The organism is Treponema sp. UBA753 (genome assembly GCF_002297325.1).
Classification (GTDB): domain Bacteria; phylum Spirochaetota; class Spirochaetia; order Treponematales; family Treponemataceae; genus Treponema_D.
Map to the genome: position 1 here is coordinate 1 of NZ_DBKJ01000125.1, position 22,274 is coordinate 22,274.

The 22,274-nt window shown below is 39.0% G+C and carries 21 protein-coding genes; 6 read left to right on the top strand and 15 right to left on the bottom strand.

Annotated features, from left to right (window positions below):
- The 8 genes from B4C08_RS09920 to B4C08_RS09955 form a co-directional block, all read right to left on the bottom strand.
- Nucleotides 1-358, bottom strand: a 358-nt coding sequence (locus B4C08_RS09920; protein WP_296664975.1) for a 1-deoxy-D-xylulose-5-phosphate synthase N-terminal domain-containing protein, incomplete at its 3' end; no start/stop codon positions are given.
- 189 nt (nt 359-547) lie between these two features.
- On the bottom strand, nt 548-1,441 hold the full coding sequence (locus B4C08_RS09925; RefSeq protein WP_349675601.1) for a leucine-rich repeat protein: 894 nt from the start codon (nt 1,439-1,441) through the stop codon (nt 548-550).
- Nucleotides 1,442-1,757: 316 nt separating this feature from the next.
- Nucleotides 1,758-2,321, bottom strand: coding sequence for a methylated-DNA--[protein]-cysteine S-methyltransferase (locus B4C08_RS09930; RefSeq protein ID WP_296664977.1), 564 nt, complete (start codon nt 2,319-2,321; stop codon nt 1,758-1,760).
- Entirely contained in the window at nt 2,322-2,816 is a 495-nt protein-coding gene (locus B4C08_RS09935; protein WP_296664979.1) for a hypothetical protein, read from the bottom strand.
- 2 nt (nt 2,817-2,818) lie between these two features.
- Nucleotides 2,819-3,739 (bottom strand): DUF2156 domain-containing protein, encoded by a 921-nt coding sequence (locus B4C08_RS09940; RefSeq protein WP_296664982.1) that lies wholly within the window; start codon nt 3,737-3,739, stop codon nt 2,819-2,821.
- A gap of 133 nt (nt 3,740-3,872) precedes the next feature.
- Nucleotides 3,873-4,721 (bottom strand): CsgG/HfaB family protein, encoded by an 849-nt coding sequence (locus B4C08_RS09945; protein WP_296664984.1) that lies wholly within the window; start codon nt 4,719-4,721, stop codon nt 3,873-3,875.
- A 1-nt stretch (nt 4,722) separates the two neighbouring features.
- Nucleotides 4,723-5,397 (bottom strand): hypothetical protein, encoded by a 675-nt coding sequence (locus tag B4C08_RS09950; protein WP_296664986.1) that lies wholly within the window; start codon nt 5,395-5,397, stop codon nt 4,723-4,725.
- Nucleotides 5,398-5,431: 34 nt separating this feature from the next.
- Complete coding sequence (locus B4C08_RS09955; protein ID WP_296664988.1) at nt 5,432-6,430, bottom strand: hypothetical protein; 999 nt, start codon at nt 6,428-6,430, stop codon at nt 5,432-5,434.
- Between the two features lie 160 nt (nt 6,431-6,590).
- On the opposite strand from B4C08_RS09955, the gene B4C08_RS09960 reads away from it, so the two are divergent.
- The 4 genes from B4C08_RS09960 (at nt 6,591) to ychF (ending at nt 10,973) form a co-directional block, all read left to right on the top strand.
- Nucleotides 6,591-6,923 carry a helix-turn-helix domain-containing protein gene (locus tag B4C08_RS09960; protein WP_295795362.1) on the top strand — a complete coding sequence of 111 codons (333 nt, stop codon included), beginning with the start codon at nt 6,591-6,593 and terminating at the stop codon, nt 6,921-6,923.
- A 100-nt stretch (nt 6,924-7,023) separates the two neighbouring features.
- Nucleotides 7,024-8,718, top strand: coding sequence for a SulP family inorganic anion transporter (locus tag B4C08_RS09965; RefSeq protein ID WP_296664990.1), 1,695 nt, complete (start codon nt 7,024-7,026; stop codon nt 8,716-8,718).
- Nucleotides 8,719-8,801: 83 nt separating this feature from the next.
- Nucleotides 8,802-9,728, top strand: coding sequence for a GTPase Era (gene era / locus B4C08_RS09970; RefSeq protein WP_295795358.1), 927 nt, complete (start codon nt 8,802-8,804; stop codon nt 9,726-9,728).
- 114 nt (nt 9,729-9,842) lie between these two features.
- The gene (ychF, locus tag B4C08_RS09975) at nt 9,843-10,973 is read left to right on the top strand and encodes a redox-regulated ATPase YchF (RefSeq protein WP_296664992.1); all 1,131 of its coding nucleotides are present in this window, start codon (nt 9,843-9,845) and stop codon (nt 10,971-10,973) included.
- Nucleotides 10,974-11,022: 49 nt separating this feature from the next.
- Here ychF and B4C08_RS09980 read toward each other — a convergent pair whose 3' ends face one another.
- Together B4C08_RS09980 and B4C08_RS09985 are read right to left on the bottom strand one after the other, a co-directional pair.
- Entirely contained in the window at nt 11,023-12,345 is a 1,323-nt protein-coding gene (locus B4C08_RS09980; RefSeq protein ID WP_296664994.1) for an RluA family pseudouridine synthase, read from the bottom strand.
- Nucleotides 12,346-12,352: 7 nt separating this feature from the next.
- Complete coding sequence (locus tag B4C08_RS09985; protein WP_296664997.1) at nt 12,353-13,183, bottom strand: pyridoxamine kinase; 831 nt, start codon at nt 13,181-13,183, stop codon at nt 12,353-12,355.
- Nucleotides 13,184-13,283: 100 nt separating this feature from the next.
- Here B4C08_RS09985 and B4C08_RS09990 point away from each other — a divergent pair, with 100 nt between their 5' ends.
- Nucleotides 13,284-14,741: a PLP-dependent aminotransferase family protein gene (locus tag B4C08_RS09990; RefSeq protein ID WP_296664999.1), complete on the top strand. Its 1,458-nt coding sequence runs from the start codon at nt 13,284-13,286 to the stop codon at nt 14,739-14,741.
- Nucleotides 14,742-14,764: 23 nt separating this feature from the next.
- Here B4C08_RS09990 and B4C08_RS09995 read toward each other — a convergent pair whose 3' ends face one another.
- From B4C08_RS09995 to B4C08_RS10010, 4 genes are read right to left on the bottom strand one after another with little or no spacing between them, the layout of a single operon-like run.
- Entirely contained in the window at nt 14,765-15,343 is a 579-nt protein-coding gene (locus B4C08_RS09995; protein ID WP_295795346.1) for a xanthine phosphoribosyltransferase, read from the bottom strand.
- Nucleotides 15,344-15,386: 43 nt separating this feature from the next.
- Nucleotides 15,387-17,297: a RelA/SpoT family protein gene (locus B4C08_RS10000; protein ID WP_296665001.1), complete on the bottom strand. Its 1,911-nt coding sequence runs from the start codon at nt 17,295-17,297 to the stop codon at nt 15,387-15,389.
- A 60-nt stretch (nt 17,298-17,357) separates the two neighbouring features.
- Nucleotides 17,358-18,824 (bottom strand): peptidase U32 family protein, encoded by a 1,467-nt coding sequence (locus B4C08_RS10005; RefSeq protein ID WP_296665003.1) that lies wholly within the window; start codon nt 18,822-18,824, stop codon nt 17,358-17,360.
- A gap of 3 nt (nt 18,825-18,827) precedes the next feature.
- Complete coding sequence (locus tag B4C08_RS10010) at nt 18,828-19,784, bottom strand: alpha/beta hydrolase fold domain-containing protein (protein WP_296665005.1); 957 nt, start codon at nt 19,782-19,784, stop codon at nt 18,828-18,830.
- Between the two features lie 48 nt (nt 19,785-19,832).
- Here B4C08_RS10010 and metA point away from each other — a divergent pair, with 48 nt between their 5' ends.
- Nucleotides 19,833-20,747, top strand: a complete 915-nt coding sequence (metA, locus tag B4C08_RS10015) for a homoserine O-acetyltransferase MetA (protein WP_296665008.1) — start codon at nt 19,833-19,835, stop codon at nt 20,745-20,747.
- Nucleotides 20,748-20,781: 34 nt separating this feature from the next.
- Here metA and B4C08_RS10020 read toward each other — a convergent pair whose 3' ends face one another.
- The gene (locus tag B4C08_RS10020) at nt 20,782-22,128 is read right to left on the bottom strand and encodes an MATE family efflux transporter (RefSeq protein WP_296665010.1); all 1,347 of its coding nucleotides are present in this window, start codon (nt 22,126-22,128) and stop codon (nt 20,782-20,784) included.
- Nucleotides 22,129-22,274: the final 146 nt, after the last annotated feature.

Below are 22,274 nucleotides of genomic sequence, written 5' to 3' on the forward strand. Positions count from 1 at the left end.
TGAAAAAATCGTGCCCGCTTTCCTCTGGATTTGTGTAGCCCGAGTCTTCCACAAAATGCGCGTCGTCCAGATAGCCGGCCTTTCGCCCAGTCAAAAGCTTATGCGCGTAGCTCTGATGAGAAACGTCAAAAACAAACTTGTCCACAGGCGAGTTAAAAACGTAGTGAAGCGCGATTGTCGCCTCAACCATTCCAAAGTTCGGTCCGAAATGTCCGCCGATTTTCGTAAGACGGTTGAACAAAGCCTCGCGCATTTCGCCCGCAAGAGCCGTCATCTCTTCCAAAGAAAGTTTTTTCAAATCAGATGGTGAATTGATTTTTTCCAAGTACATATATTCTCCTGTATTTTTAAGATACATAATGTAACTAATAAAAAATATAATAAACTAAATATCAACTGTCAAGGATTTTTTTTTGAAAAATATAAACTTTATGTACTTTAGATTTTTAGAATAATGTAATTAGCCCAAACTTCGAGTTTTATGATTTAATGTCATTATCGGGCTTAACCCGATAATGACATAGTGGCGAGTCCGGCAATGACAAGCTTACTCTCCGTTTATGACGCCGTCGGTGCAGATTATCTTTGCGCCGATGAGTTTGTCGTTGCCGGTTGTGCTGATATTCGCCTTGAGTGCCTCCCACTGCGTCTGCGTGCCTTTGTAGTTTACGGTTTTTAGAGCAGTGCCTGCAAATGCGGAAGCGTCGATGAAAGTCAGGTTTGCAGGAAGCGTTATTTCTGTAAGATTTATACAATCTTTAAAAGCTGACGTTTTTATAGTTTCAACAGAATTTGGGATTACAATACATTCAAATTTGTTATTTTCAAAAGCATTATTGCCAATCGATTTTATAGAATTCGGAAGAGTTATTCCATACAGATTGCAACTCTGAAAAGTATAATCAACTATTTCTGTAAGTTCGTTTGTATTCGCGCCAGCAGTAAGGTCAAGAATATATCTCATATAATTGCGATTTTTATTTATTGCAGTTCCTATATCATACAGTTTTTTGTTGGTTATCTCTCCGCTTGTAATTTTTATTGTATAAATATTCGTATTTTCCGAAGATGTTCCGCTTTCCAGTGTTGCGATTGCTGCTGCGGCTTTGTCGGTATCGGCATTCACAAATTTTCCCCACACGGCATAGAGCGTAACGTCCGCCGCGCCGATTGTGTATTCGGAACTGTCATCGTAGGCTATGTTTCCGCCGGAAGTTTTTGCCCAGCCCAGAAAGTCCTTTCCGTCCATTGTGAATTTGTTTGGTGAAAGTTTTTGCGGCTCACCATAAACAAAAATCTGCGAATTCATTGTGCCACTTCCACCGTTTGGGTTGAAAGTTACGGTGTAGGTTGGTTTTTCATCATCAGAATCTGAACTTGAGCCGTTGGAACAGGAAGTGAATGTGAATGCAAGGCTAAGAGTTAGAATGCAAGCTAAAATCCAATGGGGGGGGTAAAGAAGTTAAAATTGATTTTCATCGCTTTCTCCTAAAATGAAATATTTTTTAGTATGTTCAAATTATACAGCATAGGAAATCAAATATCACGATAAATAAAGAAAAAAGTTGGGAAATTTGCAGAAACTCTTGTATAACGATGCAATTTTGTCTGTATAAGCTGTACAGTTTTTCTGGGGCGACAGTACAGCTTGTCTGTGCTTGTTATACAGTTTAACTATGCAGCAACTACAGACAAACTGTAGCGTCTATTTTGCATTATATGTCACGTAAGCACAGCCTGAAAATTCTCTTTTTTCATCACATAAACTTCCGGCTTTTTGGAAGCGCAAGCTTTTCCGTGTTGATTCCCTCAAGTTTAAGAAGCGCGATTTTGTTTTTGATTCCGCCGCCATAGCCAGTGAGACTTCCGTTTGAGCCGAGAACCCGGTGGCACGGAACCACAATGCAGATCGGATTCCAGCCGACAGCTCCGCCCACAGCCTGCGCGCTCATTTTCTCAAGCCCTTTTTTCGCGGCAATATTTTTTGCAATCCCACCGTAAGTCGCCGTTGCACCGAACGGAATTTTCAGCATCTCATCAACAACCAGTTTTCTGAAAGGCGTAAGATTTTCGATTCTGAATTCCGGAGTGAAGTCAGGATTCCGCCCCGAAAAATAAACGTCAAGCCAGCGGCAGGTTTCAAAAATCACGGAAGGCAAATCCGGGGAATCCGCAGAAAGTTTCTTTACCTCACCAGCTGAATTTTCTGCGTGCTTTTTCTCGTCGAACGAATATTCAAACCAAAGACCGGTCAGGAATTTTCCGTCGCTTTCGATAAAAATTTTTCCAAGCGGAGAGGCGTATTCAAAAATATATTTCATCTATTCAACCTCAGCAAATTTTTCGCGCCAGTCCTTCACGATGTCGGGATGGGAAGAAGCGTAAGAAAGGATTTTCCCACCAAGCCCGGATTTCACAAGCTCCTGAACTTCAGAGAACGGAAGCCGGTTCACCGCAGGGCAGGTCTTAGTCAGCGCGACAAAAATTTTTCCACCAGCGGATTTTCTCACAGCACGCAGCGGCCAGATTTTGCAGTCGAACGGCTTTTCCTCGGCAGAGAGAACGCAGCCTTTTTCAGAATCCAAAAACGGACAGGCGGCCTCCTCGTCAGGCTCATCGGTTTTGTAGCCGGCTGAAAGGTCAACGGTGAACGAATCTTTCCCTACAGGGCGGAAACGTGCAAGCGGAAATTTTTTCTCAAGCCGTTCCTTTGTCTCCCGGTCAAAAAGCGGAGTTTCCCAAAGGCTCTGGCGGCGGAATGAGCAGCAGAACCGGCATGACGCGCAGTCGGATTTTTTCAAGATTTTTGAAAGCATGATTATTTCTCCACCTCTCCGTAGAATTTGTCCAGAATGATGTCGGGCTTGTACGAAAGTTTCGCCTTGCGCAGTCCTTCAACACCCATGTCCTCCTCGCGGTTAAGGTAAGTAAAATTTTCAGATTCCTTCGCAAAAAGATTGTTCACCACGGAATACGCTCCGTCCGCCGCATAATCTGAAAGCGCCTTCTCAAAATGAATGTCCAGAACCTGAGACGAAACCGGACTTGCAAGCGTCATCGCAGCAGGCTTCTTGTCAACGTAAAGAACTCCGCCCCGGATGTTCAGCGCAGAATGGAATTCAACCGCCGAGGTGATGCTCTTTTTTTCAAGCAAAAGCGCATGGTCAGGATTTCCGCCGGAAGAATTTTTCTCATCCAGCCACTTTTCTTCTATATAAATGATGTCATCCGCAATGTCATTCTGGGGGAAAGTCCTGAATTCCCAGCGGTTCTCGTAAAGCCGCATGAAGCGCGCGATGTGATTTTTTTTCTTGTGGAATTTCTGCCCCGGAAGCTCCGCAAGATTTTTCGCAAGGTAAATGTAGTCGCTGTCGTTGCGGTCAGAATTCCAGCTGATTTTAATTCCCGGAAAATTTTCGGCAAGGCAGGAATCAATCTCGTTTTTCTGGTCGCGCGTGCAGAGGCAGAATCTGAGAGGCGTTTTTTCCGCGGAACATTTTTCAACAAGAAAAGAAAGCGCATTCTTCAGAGAGGAATTTTCAGAAACCGCAAGAGGAAAACCGAATCCGTTCCTGCTACCGTTTCCGTTGTAACGCCGGAACAGAAATCCGTCCTTGACCAAAAGCTCGATTCCGTATTTGTCCTGAAGAAGAAAAATGCTTGCAGGCGCACTGTCGCTTCCCAAAAGTTTTTCCGCGCGGAGGTTCTGCCCAACCCACTCAAAGTCAGAAAGATTCATGCAATAAAAATAATCATAACGGGCGAACTTTGCAACAGATTTTTGTATAGTAAAAGTTTTGAAAAAATAACACATAAAAACAGCCGTGCAAAATTATGCAAAGCTGTTTTATTGAAAGCAAAAACTCCAGACGTTACCACGAAAGCCTGTATGAAACTCCCGGCTCAACTCCATGCGCAGTCGGAATCGCGCCGATGTTCATGCTTATGTTTACGCTGCTGTTCTTGTGATAGAAAAAAGGACGAACAAATCCGTAAGCTATAGACGCGCCAATAATGTAAGTTCCAACCTTAAATCCCGTTTCAGGATCTGCAACGGCACACAAAATTCCAACCGCATCTGCCACTGTCATCAAAATTCCATCACCCCAGTGCCCATTCCTATATGAACCTAGTCCTAGCAAGATATTCTGAAATCCGATTCCAAACCTTTCTCCTGTTGTGTAGTCGTTAGCCTGAATTTTTCCGCTAGCACCGACAACTTTTTTCTTGGTTAGAAGCTCCAGCGTTTCATCGCTTACAACATTGGCTCTATATGTATCCTGAATCGTGGCAGTTGTAACATCGAACGCCTGAATATCAAGAACATAAAAAGTTCCAAGAGGTTTAAAAGTTCCCGATATTACAGTCTGCGCGCCTGTTTTTGCTCCGAGCTGCTGCATTGTTTCATCGCTAACCTCGCCTGAAAGCTGAAAGTTCATCTCTTTTTTTATGACATCAAGATTTGCTCGAGTAACAACCTGAAGCTTTCTAAGCTGAACAACATCTGTAGTCAGCTCGCCAAGCATATATTCAGAAAGCTCGCTGTAAGACGATGAAATTCCAAGAATTGCAACAGTTGTTTTGTTTTTTAGCGAAGAAGAAAATTTCTCTGCCGCCTGATTCAGCGCGTTATCAATCGTAACGCCTTTTGACTGCGAAAAAGAAACGGCAACACCAATCAAAGAAAACATGAACGCAAAAATTATTTTTCTCATTTTCATCTTAGCGAACCTCCGAAGTAATAACGCCTGCCTTATGCGCAGACAGCTGAACAGCGCGGTTTATTTCATCAAGCGAGCTTTTCTCTTCAGCAGTTTTTGCCTCGACTTTTCCCATGACAATCGCAAGCTGCTCATCAAGAACGCTGTTGTCAATTCCGAACAATGCGTAATATCGGTATTCCACAACGCCGTCCTCTTTTCTTTTTACTTGGGTCCAGAATGTTGAAAGCCTTTGGAATCCGTTGATTTTTGACTGCGAGAATGCGCCTGTAACAGCTTTTGCCATTTTTATTTTGGCGTCGCTCGAGTCTTTGTTTCCGCTGGCAGCAGTTCCGGCTTCACGTGTAACTGTCTGTTCAATTCTGTTTGTCATCTCTCCAGACGCACGGTCTGTTTCAACCCAAATTCTAAGCAAGTCCCTGTCATCCCCATAGCCTTCAACCGCAATTAAAGCCTTATCTTTTGCCTCTGGCAAAGCGCTGAGCTTTCCGTAGTTCTGGGAAGAGACACATTCAACCCAGTCTGGAACTCCTTTTCCAAATTCAGAGCCTTGCCAATCAAGAAGCTCCGTTCCACTGACTTGCGCAGCTGTTTCTGGCTTTGACGGAGCCGAAGCGCAGCCAATCACGCAGGAGCAAATCAAAGCAGCCCCGGCAATCAAAATAATTTTCTTCATTTGTCTTCCTCCTGAAAAAACTGAGATTCGGTTTTTAAAACAATGAATCAATCAGGTTTTCCTTTAAATCTTTTTCTATTTCAACGCGCGCCTTAGCGTACGCATTGCTCAAATCACGGTGGCCGTATTTTGGATATTGCCTTGAATAAGAGCCTAAAATCTCGTTGCTTCCATCCAGAGAAAAAACCTGAAGCGAGATTGCAGGACGCACAAAAACGCCGACTGCATTTTTTGACTCTGAATAATGAACGTTTCCTGAAATCAGAAAATTCGGATTTTTTATTCCGCAGACAAAGCCTTTAGACTCCAAAAGCTGCTGAACCGTATAAGACACGTTTTTTTCGGCATCATTTTTAATTTCCACGCTGAAAGTCAACTTCGGCTTTTCACGCGACATAATGCCGCCCGCCCGCTCTGAAAGAATCCCGATTGACTTTAAGCTTTCACTTCCGCTTTTCGCGTCAAGAACAGAAAGGCTCTGCACCGTATCCCGCAATTTTTCAAGCGAAATAATAGCAGAATTTGCAACAGAAAAAGCAAGATAAGGATTTTTTGAGTTTTCAGATTTTTGGATTTTCTCATTCACGCTTAAAATTCCAGCAGATAAAATTCCTTGGAATTCGTTTATCGCATCGCTTTTTTTAATGTAGGCGCAAACCGAATATTCGTTCCGCGCGGAATTGAAAAAGGAATTCGTAAAAGAAACCGCAGGAAGCTTTGTTTCAGATGCAACATTTGTTTCTGAATAAACTGAACGCTGCTTTTCAGTGTTTCCAAAAGAATTTCCGGATAAGCTTTCGCTTCCGTGCAATTTCGCAGAACGCTGAACAGAAATCTTTGCTTCAAAATACAAAGCCAGTTCAGAAAGCGCAGAATCCTTTGCCGCAGCTTCGCTATAGCCAGTTCCAACCGCTGATATATATTCAAAATCAGAAAACTGCAAGCCTTTGTTCTCATACCAAAGCGGAAAATTCTCGCAGAAAAGATTCGAAACTAAAATAAAAAAGCCCGCAAATAAAATCCTTTTTTTCATATTTTCATGATTTCCATTCTTCAGTTTTCCAAATATTCACCCATTTTTAGCTATAAGCGGTCTTAATATAACACTTAAATTCCAAATATTCAACCATATTTTATTTAAAAATGGCTTATTAAGATATTTGGATTTTTATGTCTTTGTTCAAAATAATGCTATGAAATCTTCAGACATTCAAAAAAGGCTGGCGGAAAACCTAAAAAGAATCAGAAAGCAGCAGAAGCTTACGCAATTTGAGCTTGCGGAAAAAGCTGGAATTTCCGATGAGACAATAAAAAACATCGAGCTTTGCAAAACCTGGACCAGCGAAAAAACGCTCTCGCAGATTACAGATTCATTGCAGGTTGACATTCACACGCTTTTTCTTCCAATCGCTTCAAGTTTTGACAAGCAAATTTCAGATGACAACAGGCAAATCAAAGAGAATATAATAGAAAACTTGCGGAAATTTATTGACGAAAATTTACGGAAAATGGCTGATGAATGCTAAAGCAGTTGTTTGCCAGTTTTAATTTAAAATTAAAAGTCCTCTTTAGAACTTTTTTCATTCCATTGATTTTTTTCATTTAAAATATCATTATGTTCCCACTATGTTCAAACCAGAAATTCTTAACACATTAAAAAAGTATTCAGCAAAAACATTTTTAAATGATCTTACAGCTGGAATTATCGTTGGCATTGTTGCGCTTCCATTGGCAATAGCTTTTGCAATCGCTTCAGGAGTAGAGCCGGAGCGCGGACTTTTTACAGCAATCGTAGCAGGATTTTTTATTTCGCTTTTAGGCGGAAGTCGTGTGCAGATTGGAGGACCAACAGGAGCATTTGCTGTAATTGTTTACGGTGTTGTCGCAAAGTACGGATATTCAGGACTCGCAACTGCAACTGTAATGGCGGGAATTCTTTTGATAATGCTAGGCGCATTTAAAATGGGCGGGCTTGTAAAATTTATTCCATACACAATCGTAACAGGATTCACAGCAGGAATCGCAGTAACAATCGCAACAGGACAAATCGGAGATTTTCTTGGACTTTCAATTTCAGTTTTTCCGGAAGGATTTTCAAAAATGCCAGGAAACTTCGTTGGCAAAATTGAAACTTATGCAATGAACATAACCCACATAAATTACTACTCGCTGATTATGGCTTCGGTTTGTCTTGCAGTAATTTTTACATGGCCTCGCTTCTACAAAAAAATCACAGGAAAAATTCCAGGCAGCTTGATTGTAATTATACTCGCAACAGCAGCAAGCATTCTTCTAAAAAAATACGCAGGACTTGAAACAGACACAATCGGCTCTCGGTACGGAAGGATACCTTCAACATTGCCTTCCCCTTCACTTCCGCAGTTCAGCGTGGAAACAATCACAGCTCTTTTCCCAACTTCAATTTCCATTGCAGTTCTGGCGGCAATCGAAAGTCTTTTGAGCGCAGTTGTCGCAGACGGAATGACAGGCACAAAACACGACTCAGACACAGAACTTATTGCGCAAGGAATTGCAAACATAGCATCCCCAATTTTCGGCGGAATTCCTGCAACCGGAGCAATAGCGCGCACTGCCACAAATATAAAGAACGGCGGAAAAACTCCTGTGGCAGGAATAATCCATGCAATCACGCTTCTTCTTATAATGCTGATTCTTGGAAAATATGCGGTCTACATTCCAATGGCGGCGCTTTCCGCAGTGCTGATAAATGTTTCCTGGAACATGGCAGGATTCCCGGCGGTCAAGGCTTTGCTAAAAGGTCAAAAATCCGACATCTTTGTTTTGGCGGCGACTTTCCTTATCACGGTTTTTATCGACTTAACAGTTGCAATTGAATTTGGTCTTGGATTCGCAGCGTTCTTCTTTATTAAAAAAATGATAGATGTTTCAGAAGTTCAGAACAAACGCGATTCTATTGCAGGCGGAATTTCAGGAAATTCATTTTTGGAAGAAAACATTGAAGTTCCAGAAGGCGCAGTTGTCTATGAAATTGACGGTCCGCTTTTTTTTGGAACTGTAAGAAAATTTGAATTTGCAATTGAACGCGCAGGAGCGAATGCAAAAGTTCTTGTGCTCAGAATGCGAAACATGATTTACATTGATGCCGGCGGAATCCGCGCGCTTGAACAGGCAAAGGCAGCTTGTGATAAAAACGGAATCACAATTGTAATATCAGGAATCCACACGCAGCCCTACATTCTTTTCAGCAAAATGGGAATGATTGAAAAACTCGGAAAAGAAAATATTTGCGCAGACATAAAAGAAGCATTAAGCAGAACGAAACTGCTTCTTGAAAAGTAAAAATTCCGGCTGTCCTATTTTTTTAGGGCAGCTATTTTTTTTAAAGTATATCAATTATTTTTTTTTAATTGTATACTAAGCACATGATTGAAGAAAAAGAAACTGATACAGAAATTCAAAAAGCTGGACCAAAAACCGCGCTTGTTTCCATCGTAGGCCGGCCTTCAGCAGGAAAGTCAACATTTTTAAATACAGCAAGCGGAGAAAAAGTCAGCATAGTTTCTCCGGTTCCGCAGACAACAAGAAACGCAATCCGCGGAATAATAAACACATCTCTTGGACAACTAGTTTTTATTGACACGCCAGGTCTTCATCTAAGCGAAAAAAAACTGAACCTAAAACTTTCAAACATTGCGCAAGAAAACATAAAGGAAAGCGATGCAATTCTTTACATCATGGATTCAACTCGCCCACACAACGAGGAAGAAGAAATGATTGCTTCACTTTTAATTCCGCACAAAGACAAAGTTGTAATCGCAATCAATAAAACAGAAGACTCAAAATCTAATCCGCTAAATTCCAGAAGCTTCATTCAAAAGAATTTTCCAGATTTTCCAAGTGAGCGGATTATTGAAATTAGCGCAAAAGAAGACAAAAATATAAATGAAGTTTTAAAATCTCTTTTCAATCTTGCAAAAGAAGAGCCGCATCTTTATCCAGAAGAATTTTACACGGATCAAGAAGTTGATTTTAGAATCGCAGAAATTATCCGCGGGCAGGCAATCAACAGGCTTGAACAGGAACTTCCGCACGCAATCTATGTTGAAATCAGCGACCTTAAAATGCAAACTCCGAAACTTTTAAAAGTTCTTGCCTACATTTATGTCGAGCGCGAAAGTCAAAAAGGAATCGTAATTGGAAAAGGCGCGTCAATGATAAAAACCATCAGAGTTGAATCAATTAAAGAATGCAGAAAAATTTTTCCATATAAAGTTGACATCGACCTGCGCGTAAAAGTTGATAAAAACTGGCGGCAGAAAGATAAAGTCCTAAACAAACTTATAAAGTAGTTTTTTTCATGCGGAAATTTTGTTTATTGAAGAATTGAAGCAAAAGCATTAAAATGGTTGCATTCTAAAAATTCACTTTGAGCGACTTTTTAAATTTTTATTAAGGGAAAAAATATGAAACTTACTTGCGGCATAGTCGGACTTCCAAATGTAGGAAAGTCTACAATTTTCAGCGCGCTAACAAAAGCTCCTGCAGAAGCTGCGAACTATCCATTCTGCACAATTGATCCAAACATTGGAATTGTTGATTTACCAGATGAAAGACTGGACTTCATGGCGAGCGTTTTTCAGCCAAAGAAAAAAATTCCTGCGACAGTTGATTTTGTTGATATTGCAGGCCTGATAAAAGGAGCTTCAAGCGGCGAAGGTCTTGGAAATAAATTTCTTGCAAACATCCGTGAAACAGCAGTCATTGCCCATGTTGTCCGCTGCTTTGACAACCCAGACATTCAGCACGTCCGCGATGACGCAAGAACAGAAGCTCCTGTAGACCCTGAAAGCGACATCCTTACAATTGACTTTGAACTTGCTCAGGCTGATCTGGACACAATTGCAAAGCGCGCAGAAAAAATTACAAAGCAAATCCGTGCGCTAGGAAAAGACGAGGAAAAACGTCTTGCTCCATATTTCAGCGCAGTCGAAAAAATCAAGCCTCTTCTTACAGATGGAAAATGTGCCCGCATGGCAGATTTGACTGATGAAGAAAAAAATGCAGTTTACGATCTTCACTTGCTCACAATAAAGCCGCAAGTTTTTATCTGCAATATAGACGAAGATACAATTCCAGCAGGAACAAACAAATATGTTGAAACCGTCCAGAAAATTGCAAAGGAACAAAAATCAGAAGCAATTGTTATCTGCGGAAAATTTGAAGCTGATCTTGCAGAAATCGATGACGAAAACGACCGCAAGGAATTCATGGAAAGTGCAGGATTAAAAGAATCTGTACTTTCAGTTCTTGCAAAGCATGTTTATCATCTTATGGGACTTAGAACATTTTTTACAGGCGGTTCTGATGAATGCCGCGCCTGGACAATTCACGAAGGAGACAAAGCCCCACAAGCAGCCGGCGTAATTCACACAGATTTTGAAAAGGGATTTATAAAAGCTGAAGCTTACACTGTTGATGACTTGAGGCAATATGGTTCAGAAGCAAAAATAAAAGAAGCTGGAAAATATCGTCAAGAAGGAAAAGATTACGTTGTTCAAGATGGCGATGTTCTTTTCTTTAAATTCAATGTATAAACAAATCTTGCACTGCTACAAAAACAGCAGTGCATTTTTTTTCAGCAAATTAAAAATCACTTTCACAGTTAAATTCCATGACTTTTCCAGTAGAAGGATGAGTGAATTTTATATAGCAAGAATGAAGCATAAGACGCTCATTTGGCTCGCAATGCCCATACAAGGTATCTCCAATTATCGGAAGTCCAAAACCGTGAAAGTCGGCACTTGCAAGACGAAGCTGATGAGTTCTCCCAGTATATGGAATAAACAAAACGCGGGTAACATTTTTTTTATTTCCCAAAGGACTTAAATATTTTTCCACATCAAGAATTTTCCATTCAGTAATAGCTTTTTTTCCATATACAGAATCCCAAATTTGATGCGGACGATTTTCAATATCAAGTCTAAAATAAAGTTCCATACTTCCACTTTGCGAAATTCCTTTTTTTGCAAGAATTCCATCAAGCAGGGCAACATATTTTTTTTGGACAAGCCCTTCTTCAAATTGCCGGCATAAATTTCTATGAGCATCTTTTGTAAAAGCAAGAATCATAAGCCCAGAAGTTTCCATATCTAGTCTATGCACAGAAGGCTGCTCAATACATTCAGGAAAAAGTTTCCTTACACGGTTTACAATGCAATCTTGCTTTTCAGGTCCGCGCCCGGGAACACTTAAAAGCCCGCTTTGCTTGTTCACAACAATTATGTCTTTATCACGGTATAAAATTTTCAAGCCAAGAATTTCAGGAAGAACTAAGCCACATCGTTCATCGCAAGGAGAATATTTGCAGCCTGAAATTTTGTTTTCAGTTGATTTTCCATAAAAAACTTCGCACATACTAAGCGGAGTTAAATTATTTTTAAATGCAAAATTCAAAAGTTTTGGAGCACAGCAATCTCCAGTTCCTGTAGGCGGAAGACGGTTTTTGCAAATTTGCTTTAGCGAACGATTTTTTCCATCAAAGCAATAAAAACTGTAAAGCTCATAAACTTTTTCCAAAGACTCAGATGTAAGCACAGAACGGCGCAACTGGATTTTTTTTAAATCATCTTTTTTGCAAATCTTTAATTCGTCTGTAAGCAGATGAATTTCTTTATCATTTTTTTGAAGAGCTGACATAATTTTTTTGTTAGAAACAATCGGTTCAATAAAAATCGCATCGCAGAATTTTCCTTCTATTTTCCTTGAAATTCCAGAAACAGTAAAAAGAATTTTATTTTCCTGCGCAGAATTTTTTGCAACAAGAACTCCAATCATAATCCCATTCGCAAAACGTTCTGCGCTTATTTTTTCCGTCGTATAAACAAGAGAAAGTTTCTTTTCTTCCAAAAGCGAAATTATTTCTTTGCAATATTTAAATGCCAGCTCTTCATCAAAAGGAGGAAACATTTTTTAATTATACAGAAAAAATCTGTTTAACTAAATATGGAATCGCCTTTTCAAATTTTACGCCGTACCAATGATCCTTGTCATCAAGAGTCGCCTTTATAGACTCAACAACATAATTTGCAGCAATTTTTGCAGAACCAAGCAAATCTTTTCCATTGCAAAGCGCGCCTGTAAAAGCTGAAGCAAAGACATCGCCAGTTCCATGCATCTGAACAGGAAGCCTTTCTGTAAAATAATATTCAACTGAATTTCCATTACAAACCGCAACTCCAAGTTTTTCCTTTTCAAAACTTACACCAGTAAGCACAATTTTTTTTGCGCCAAGTTTTATAAGTCCGCCACAAATATTTTCAATATAGTCTTTGCTGTAATTTTCACTTTTATATTCGATTCCTAGAAGAAACGAAGCTTCTGTAATATTCGGAAGAACAACATCAGCACCATTGCAAAGTTCAGACATTTTTTTGGGAAAGTCGGGAGCAAAGCCAGCGTACATTTTTCCATTATCAGCCATAACAGGATCAACAACGACAAGCGCATCATTGCGGGAAGTTTCCTTTATGATTTTTTTTATAATAGGGATTTGGGCTTCTGAAACATATCCTGTATAAAACGCGCTGAAAGTAATATTTTCTTTTTTCCACTGATTTAAAATATTTTCCATATCGCCGGTCAAATCATTGAATGTCCAGGATTTAAATGCAGTATGATTCGAAAGAACTGAACTGGGAAGTACGGCAGTTTCAATTCCGCAAGCTGAAATAACAGGAAGCGCAACCGTAAGAGAGCACTGTCCAACGCACGAAATATCTTGAATTGTAAGCAGACGTTTGTCCATAAAACACCTCAGTTTATAAAATTTGAATTTTACAATATACAAAAACTGACATTATTAATATAATCATATTGATACAATTTTTATATAACCAGAGAAAAAGATGTTTACTTGTGATTTTTCAAAAAAAGGAACGATGACTTTCTGTGATTTTTTAATCGAAAGCATAAAATCAAAAATCATAGATGGAACTTTATCTTCAAATGAAAAACTCCCGTCAAAACGAACACTTGCCTCACATTTGGGAGTAAGTGTAATTACAGTTCAAAATGCCTATTCGGAATTAATAAGCCAAGGCTATATTTTTTCAATTGAAAAAAAAGGTTTTTTTGTTACAGAGCTTACAAAGGAAATAAAAGCACTTTCCTCAACTTCTTCAAAACAGTATTACAAAAAAGAAAAACGTATAAAAAAAACAAATTCAAAAAGCAAAGAAAAAATTTTCATTGATTTAAAATCAAATTCTATTGGCTGGGAAAAATTTCCATTTTCAATTTGGTCAAAAATAATGCGTAAAGTTTTAAATAGTCCGCATGAAAATCTTTTAAAAAGTCAACCGTTGCAAGGAACGCTTGAATTAAGAGAAGCGATCTGCAAGCATTTAAAAAGCTTTAAAAACATTGAAGCAGTTCCAGAACAAATTGTAGTAGGAGCAGGAACAGAAATGCTTTACAGTTTTGTTGTTCACCTTTTAGGGAATGAAAAAATATATGCTGTTGAAAATCCAGGATACAAAAAAATTGCGCAGATTTTTGAAATGAATGGAGCAAACATAGAACATATTCCAATCGACAAGAACGGGCTTAATATAGAAGCTTTAAAAAAAACAAATGCCTCTGCAGTTCATGCAACTCCAAGCCATCATTTTCCAACAGGAATTGTAATGCCGGTAAAAAGACGGATGGAACTGTTGTTTTGGGCACAAGAAAAAAATGACCGCTACATAATTGAAGATGACTATGACAGCGAATTTCGATTTACAGGAAAACCAATTCTTCCTCTTTTATGTGCGTCAAAAAATGAAAATGTAATCTACATAAATTCATTTTCAAAAACACTTTCTCCTTCGTTTAGAATAAGCTACATGGTTCTTCCAAAAAAACTTTCTGAAAAATTCAATTCAAAATTCAACTTCTGTTCATGCACCGTAAATTCATTTGAACAATATGCACTTGCGGATTTTATAAAAGAAGAGCATTATTCCAAGCACATTATCAGAATGAAAAATTATTACAGAAACCTTCGCAATGAACTGATTTTTAAAATTGAAAATTCAGAACTAAAAAATTTTGTAAAAATCCACGAAGAGAACTCTGGGCTTCATTTTTTGATTTCAATAAATTCCAAGTTCAGCGGAAAGACTTTAGAAATGCGTCTTAAAAAAAATGGAATAAAAATATCGACACTAAAAGATTTTTTTTATGAGTTTAAAGAGTTTTCAATTTTTTCAGAAGATAGCAAAAATTTTCCAATAGATAAAACATTTGTTGTAAATTATTCGGGCATAGAAAAACAAAAAATTCCAAAAACAGTCGAACTGATTCTGGAATCTATAAAATGAAAAAATGCAAAAAGTTTTTTAGTTTAGCTTCTAAAAATTATATCGCCATTATACGACATTTTTTCAATTATTGCGCCGCTTTCAACATGAATGCCTCTTTCACGAAGCGCATCTCCGCCAGACTGAAATGCTTTTTCAATTGCAACACAAATTCCCTGCACTTTTGCGCCAGCGTTTTCAGCAATTTCAATCAGACCGTTTAGTGCATTTCCATTCGCAAGAAAATCATCTACCAAAAGGATTTTATCATCAGAAGAAAGATATTCCCTTGAAATAACAATATTATAATTGCAAGAATTTGTGTGCGACCAAACTGTGGAATAGTACACATCGTCTGACAAAGCCGCGCTCGTGTGCTTTTTGGCAAAAAGAACAGGAATATTTCCAAATGCTCTGGCAACAGAACAGGCAACAGCAATTCCGCTTGCTTCAATTGTAACAACTTTCGTTATGTCTACACCGTCAAAAGATTTTTTAAAATCCTCCGCCAATTTATCAAGCAAGCCAACATCAATCTGATGATTCAAGAAGCTATTTACTTTTAAAATATTTCCTGGCAAAACAATGCCATCTTTTTTTATTCTATCTTCGAGCAATTTCATAACGCAATATTAGAAAAAAAACAGCATTTATGCAACACAGTTTTTAACGCTGCTTTTTATACTGATTTTTTTCAATTTGCTTTTGCCGCGACTTTTCCCTGTTTTGCTCAAGAAGCTTGTCTTTTTTTTCTTGTTTCTTGTCTGTAGAAGTATCCCATTCAACAGCAACAGATCGTTCTTGAATTGAAGGAATTCTAAGAAAAGTCAAACAGTCCGCGCGATGAACAGTTATTCCTCTGCTATGCGAAACATAACCGACAATTGGATCTCCAGGAACAGGTTTACAGCATTGCGCAATCGTAACTAAAAAATTAGTGTCATTTTCAATGCGGATTCTTCCTGTGAAATTTTGCGACTGCTGTTTTTTTAAAGCTGCCTTTCGTTTTCTTTCTGCGGAATTTTCTTCAGCGATTTTTTTTGAATATAAAGTGTTCGCCGCAATTTCCGCCTCGCGTTTTTCTTGAGCTTCCTTGTCAATAAACGTCGGATCATTTTCAACAAGCCAAGAATGAATTTTTTGCCGCGCCTTTGAAGTCTTTACGGCCTGAAGCTGGCTTTGAGTTGGATGCGCCTGAGGATTTGTAAGGATTTCAATAATCTGTGTATTCTTTAAAGGCTGAGTAAGAGGAATTATTTTTCCATCAGCTTTTGCACCAACAACTTTTTCGCCTATTCCAGAATGAATCGCATAAGCAAAATCAATCGCATTTGCACCAGCCGGAAGCTCCTTCACATCTCCCTTTGGAGTAAAGACATAAATTGAATCGCCAAGAAGATCACTTTTTAGTTCCGCAAAAAATTTTTCATCACTCAAATCTTCATTTCTAAGAGCGCGCAACTGATTTATGATGCTCAGATCTTCTGCCTTTACCATATCGTGGTTAGTTCCCTTTTTGTAAAGCCAATGGGAAGCAACACCATGCTCGGCAATGCTGTGCATCTCTTGTGTGCGGATTTGAATTTCAAGCGGTTTTCCTTCGCAAATCACAGTTGTATGCAAAGACTGATAACCGTTTGCTTTTGGCATTGCAATATAATCCTTGAATCTGCCTTCCATAGGTTTCCAAAGACCATGAACAATTCCAATCAAAGTGTAGCATTCAGATTCCGTGTTGCAAATTATTCTAAGAGCAAGCAAATCGTAAAGCTCACCAGGTTCCTTGTTGCGTTTTCTCATCTTCTGGTAAATCGAATAAAAATGCTTTGCACGGCTTGTTATATTTACAGTTATTCCAGCTTTTTCTGTAGCTGTATAAATTTTTTTTACAGCGTTGTTCAAGTACTCGGCTCTTTCTGCTTTTTTTTGCGCCACAATTGATTTTATCTGCTGAAAAACTTCCGGGTTCGAATACTTCAAACTCAAGTCTTCCATTTCGCTTTTTACATCGGACATACCAAGACGGCTTGCAAGAGGACACCAAATATCAATAACTTCTTTTGCGACTGCACGCTGAGCTTGTGCGGAAACAAATTTCAAATTGCGCATACGGTCAAGGCGGTCTGCAAGTTTTACAAGAATAACGCGGATGTCATCAACCATAGCAAAAAGCATTTTTCGTATGCTGTCAGCCTGATGCAAAGAAGTTGAATTTATTTTTAATCCAGTTATTTTCGCAGTTCCATTGCAAATCACAGAAATGTCTTTTCCATATTTCTCTTCAATTTCAGGAAGGCAATCATGGTCCACATCAAGAATATTATGGAAGAAACCTGCGATAATTGTGTCCGCGCCAAGATTTTTTTCAGCAAGAATTGTCGCCACTCTAAGTGGATGAAGATAATAAGGCTTTCCGCATTTTCGCTTAAGATCGGAAGTTTTGGAGATTAGATAATTCCATGCGCTTTGGATTCTTTTCCATTCTTCTGGAGTATAGTTTTCAGAAAATTTTTTAGAAAACTGGCTGATTAAAATTTCAGGATCAGTTTCTGTAACTTCATTAATTTTTTCTGACATAGGCAATCCTCTTCGATTGACTATATCACATATCAAAACTATGGTCAAAAGCAGAAAAGTTTATCTGCCACTGTCTCTGAATTTTCCTTCAATATAATCAGGGTCTTTTGAGCGAAGCAAACTTCCCTGCTGAATTTTTAGCTTTGTGTAGAAAACGCAAGGATGTCCGTTGCAAACCCAATTGTACAATTCTCCGTTTTCCGGATTCACAAGCACAAAATCTTTTCCCCACAAAATCTTCTGCGCAACAGTATCAGGAGAAACTATTTCAAGTTCTGTAGATTTTGTAATCATGTTAAGACTTTCAAAATTATACATTTTAAAGCCGGCAATTTTTTCAGCAAAAGGAAGATTCAAATCAGGATGTTCTGCAAATCTTTTGTCGGCAGCGGCTTTTGCTTCTGGACAAAGTGAATTGTATTTTTCATTTCGAATTTTTTTATTCAGCGCAGATTTTTCAAGAATAGCATTTTCATCTTGCAAAGAAAGCTCATTTCCAAATTCCGCAGAAAGCTCAAACGGACTGTCGCTTGCACCGCTTACAGCAACATCCGCATCAGATTTATTATAATAAAATCCTGTGGCGAACGGACGATGGCTGACTTTATAAAGCTCTTCAATAAAAGGCTCTGCTTCTGTCTGTGAAATTTTTCCTTCAAGCGCATCAATTGCCTTTCTGTAAGCCCGCGTAATCAAGGCAACGTAATAGACACTTTTCATTCGCCCTTCAATTTTAAGCGAGTCCACACCGGCATTTTTTAAATCCGCAAGATGATCTATCATGCACAAATCTTTTGACGATAACACGGCTGTAAAATTTTCTCCTTCGTAAACTGGAAAAAATTCATCAGGACGCTTATGCTCACGCAAAACAAGGTTTCCACTTTCTGCAATTTGCTTGGCATTTTCTCCAAGACTCGCAAGAACATCATAATCCCAGCGACAAGTATGGCTGCAAAATCCTTCTTGCGCGCTCCGACCATTTAAATACGCGCTCATCAAGCAACGGCCAGCATACGCAATGCACATCGCACCATGAACAAAACATTCAATTTCCATTTCCGGAACTGCATTTTTTATTTCCGCAATTTCTTTTAAAGAAGCCTCGCGTCCCATCACAACCCTAGTGAATCCCAACGACTTATAAACTTTTACAGCTTCGCGGTTCATACAGCTTGCCTGTGTTGAAAGATGTAATGCCGCTTCTGGGAATTCTTTTTTAAGAATCGGAACAATTCCCAAATCCTGAACAATAAAAGCATCAATTGGATAATTTTTAAAATACGGAATATTCTGAATCAGCCTGTCAATTTCATCATTGTGAAACGCAATGTTCAATGCGCAGTGAAGTTTTTTTTGGGGAAACTGTTTTTTCAATTCGCAGACTTTTTTATATTCATCTTCATAAAAATTGTCCGCCTTCACACGCAAAGAAAAATTTTTCAATCCGATGTAAACAGCATCAGCACCGTAAATATATCCGTACTTAAGTTTTTCAACATTTCCAGCAGGAGAAAGAAGTTCCATATTTTATTCCACCGCGATATTATTTTCACGCATAAGACGTTCCCGCTCTTTTATTTCGCTTTCTGAAAGTCCGCTTCTTTTGTTTATGTACTGCCCGATTTTTTCAACAGCCGCGTGCGACTCAAGTAAAAATTCGTCCGCCATCTGAAACATGAACATCATTTCCGGCCAGACATCCAAAGTGCATTTTCCGCCTGAATAAATAATTTTCTGCGCCAAAGTTTCTGCACTGTCAACAAGAATTTCTTTTTCGCCGCACTGAATATAAACTTCAGGGAAAGTTGAAAAATCATTTTCAGAAGCAAACAAAGGCGAAACCTGAATATTTTTTAAATTGGAAGAATAAGTGTAAAGATCGGCCGCATGACGCAGATCTTCGTTTCCTAAAACTTCATCACGGATTTTTTTATTCGAAAGATTTTCAGTTGAAAGATCAAGCCAAGGAGAAATCAAAATTACTTTTGAAACCAAGCCGCGTTTTTTTTCTTCAGTCCTAAGCATAAGTCCCAACGCAATGCTCGCGCCACTTCCGTCTGCGGCAAGAATAATTTCTTTAGATTCGCCATCTTCTAAAATTCCGCTGAAAACTTTTTCAACATCTTCAATTGAAGAAGGAAAAGGATAAGAAGGAGCAAGTCTGAATTCTGGCACAACAACTTTTGCAGAAACAGCATTTGCAAAGATTGAGCAAAAACTTCTCCAGCTGTCCCGCGAGCCGCCAACAAACGAACCGCCATGAACATAAATTACAATTCTATTCGATGCAAAAAGCTCAGGCACAAGAATATCGCATTTTACGCCGCCGATTTTTTTTTCAGTGCGCTCAACATGATTCGGAATAAAATCCGCTTTGAATTTTTTTTCCAGCTTGCTTCTAAAAGCCTCAACTTCGTTTTTTGGAGACAAAACCAAAGCCTTAAGTTTTTTTACCGCAGCTTTTCTGTCAACTTTGATTTCCATAATTTGAAGATTATAGCAAATTACATGAAAACTTGCTATAATGCGTCCATGCCTATAAGAATTGATTCCGACCTTCCAGCTAGAAGCACTCTTGAAAATGAAAATATTTTCGTGATGACAGAAGAGCGCGCAGTTTCCCAAGATATACGTCCACTTAAAATTGCGATTGTAAATTTAATGCCCACAAAGGAAGTTACAGAAACTCAGCTTCTTAGGCTTCTTTCAAATACTCCTCTTCAAATTGACATTTCGCTTGTGCAGATGAAAGGACACATTTCAAAAAACACAGACAAAAATCATCTGGAAAAATTCTATATGTCGTCGGAAGAAATTTTCAGCAGGAAATTTGACGGAATGATTATAACAGGCGCGCCAGTTGAGCAGATTCCATTTGAGCAAGTTGACTACTGGGACGAACTTTGCAAAATAATGGACTACGCGAAAAAAAATGTTTTCTGCACACTTTACATTTGCTGGGGCGCAATGGCAGGACTTTATTATCTGCACGGAATAAACAAGCACATTGTTGAAAAAAAGTTTTCAGGAATTTTTTATTCAAAGCTTCTGGATTCAAAAGAACCTTTAATGCGCGGCTTTGATGATTATTTTCCAGTTCCAACTTCGCGCTACACAAAAATTCTCACAGAAGATATTGCGTCAAATGAAAAACTTTCGCTGCTCGCATATTCAGAAGTAACAGGAGTAACACTTGCAAAGTCCAAAGACAACCGAAGCATTTTTATGACAGGACACTTGGAATACGACCCTGAAACTTTGGCAGAAGAATACAAGCGCGATTTAAAAAAAGGAATCAATCCTTCAATGCCGGAAAATTATTTTACAGACAATGATCCTTCCAAGCCGATTATTTCAAAATGGAGAAGCACAGCGCATTTGTTCTATTCTAACTGGCTGAACTACTACGTATACCAAGAAACCCCGTATAGGTTTACTGGAATATAAAGAAAACCTCATCATCAATGCAGCCTAAAATCTTCTATTTATCATTGGTTTCAAGCTTCTTCCATCTTTTGATTTCGTTGCGGTACATGAGCATTCCAGCTGTTCCCGTAATAATTTCTGCGGAAGGAAATGCAATCCAAGTGTACACAAGTCCGAAGAACGAGAGAATCCAGAATATTGGAATCAGGCAAAAAATCTGGCGGATTACAGAAAGCAAAAGGCTTCGCTTCATGTCGCCCACAGCCTGAAAGACAACCGGAGTCATCAGAGAAAAAACGCATGGGAAAAAACTTGCGCCGATAATTCTGAACGCAGGAATTCCGTCTTGCAAAACTTCCGCGCTGTCAGAAAAGACTCGAATGAGAATTTCTGGAATAAGTTCAAAGCACAAAACACCGGCAAGCATAAGAACAAACGCAATGAGAATAGAATCAAAAACAATTTTCCGGCAGCGGTTAAAACTTTTGCGCGCGTAGTTGTAGCTAAGCACAGGAACAATGCAAGTCTGAAATGCAAAAAGCGGAATAAAAAAGAAAGTCTGCAACTTGTAATAAAGCCCAAGAACGGTAACGGCAGAATCAGAAAAGCCTGCTAATATCATGTTCAAAATCATTATGTAGACAACGTACATGAACTGCATGAATATGGAAGGCAGTCCAAATTTGTAAATCGGCAGTGAAAATGTTTTAATATTTTTTAAAGGCGGAATCTTTCTAAAGCCTGAAACTCCGGTGATTACGGCGGCGACAATTTGACCTGCAACGGTCGCAATCGCAGCTCCGGCAATTTCAAGTTCAGGAACAATTCCAAAGCCAAAAATCAAAATCGGGTCAAGGACAGTATTCGTTACAGCTCCTGCAATCTGGGCAATCATTGGAAGCTTCATGTTTCCCTGCGCCTGATGAATCTTTGTAAAAATGCTTTCCAAGAAAATTCCTGCGCTTCCGAGCGTAACAATTTTTCCGTACAAAAGCGCATAGTACATTGCTTCCTTCGACTTTGCAGAAACGGAAACAAAGCTATACATAAACAGCTCCGCAAGAATAGAAAGAAAAATCCAAGAAAAAAGAGCAAGAAAAATTCCAGTTCCACCGGCACAATCCGCATCTTTAGTTTTTCCCTGCGCATACTGGCGAGTCATCAAAATGTTAACTCCGGTTCCAGTTCCCACGGCAATCGCGACAATCAGACATTGCACAGGAAAAATCACAGAAAGTGCCGTAAGTCCGTCCACAGAATATCGCCCGACAAAAAAACTATCTACAATATTATAAAGCGACTGAATAAGCTGGGCAGCCATAACAGGAAGCGCAATTTTGAGCAATATTTTTAGAACACTGTCGCTTCCAAAGAAGTCGGCGGATGTTTTTTGCGAAGGCATTTGCATAGTGCAAGATTATATTCCTGCGAAAAAAAATTTACAATAATTTTTGATTACAAACTGAAATACAATGCCGAGGACAAACATCAAGGAAATCTCTAAGAATCTGCCACAACATCTTTCACTTGACAAAAAAATTCTCTGCC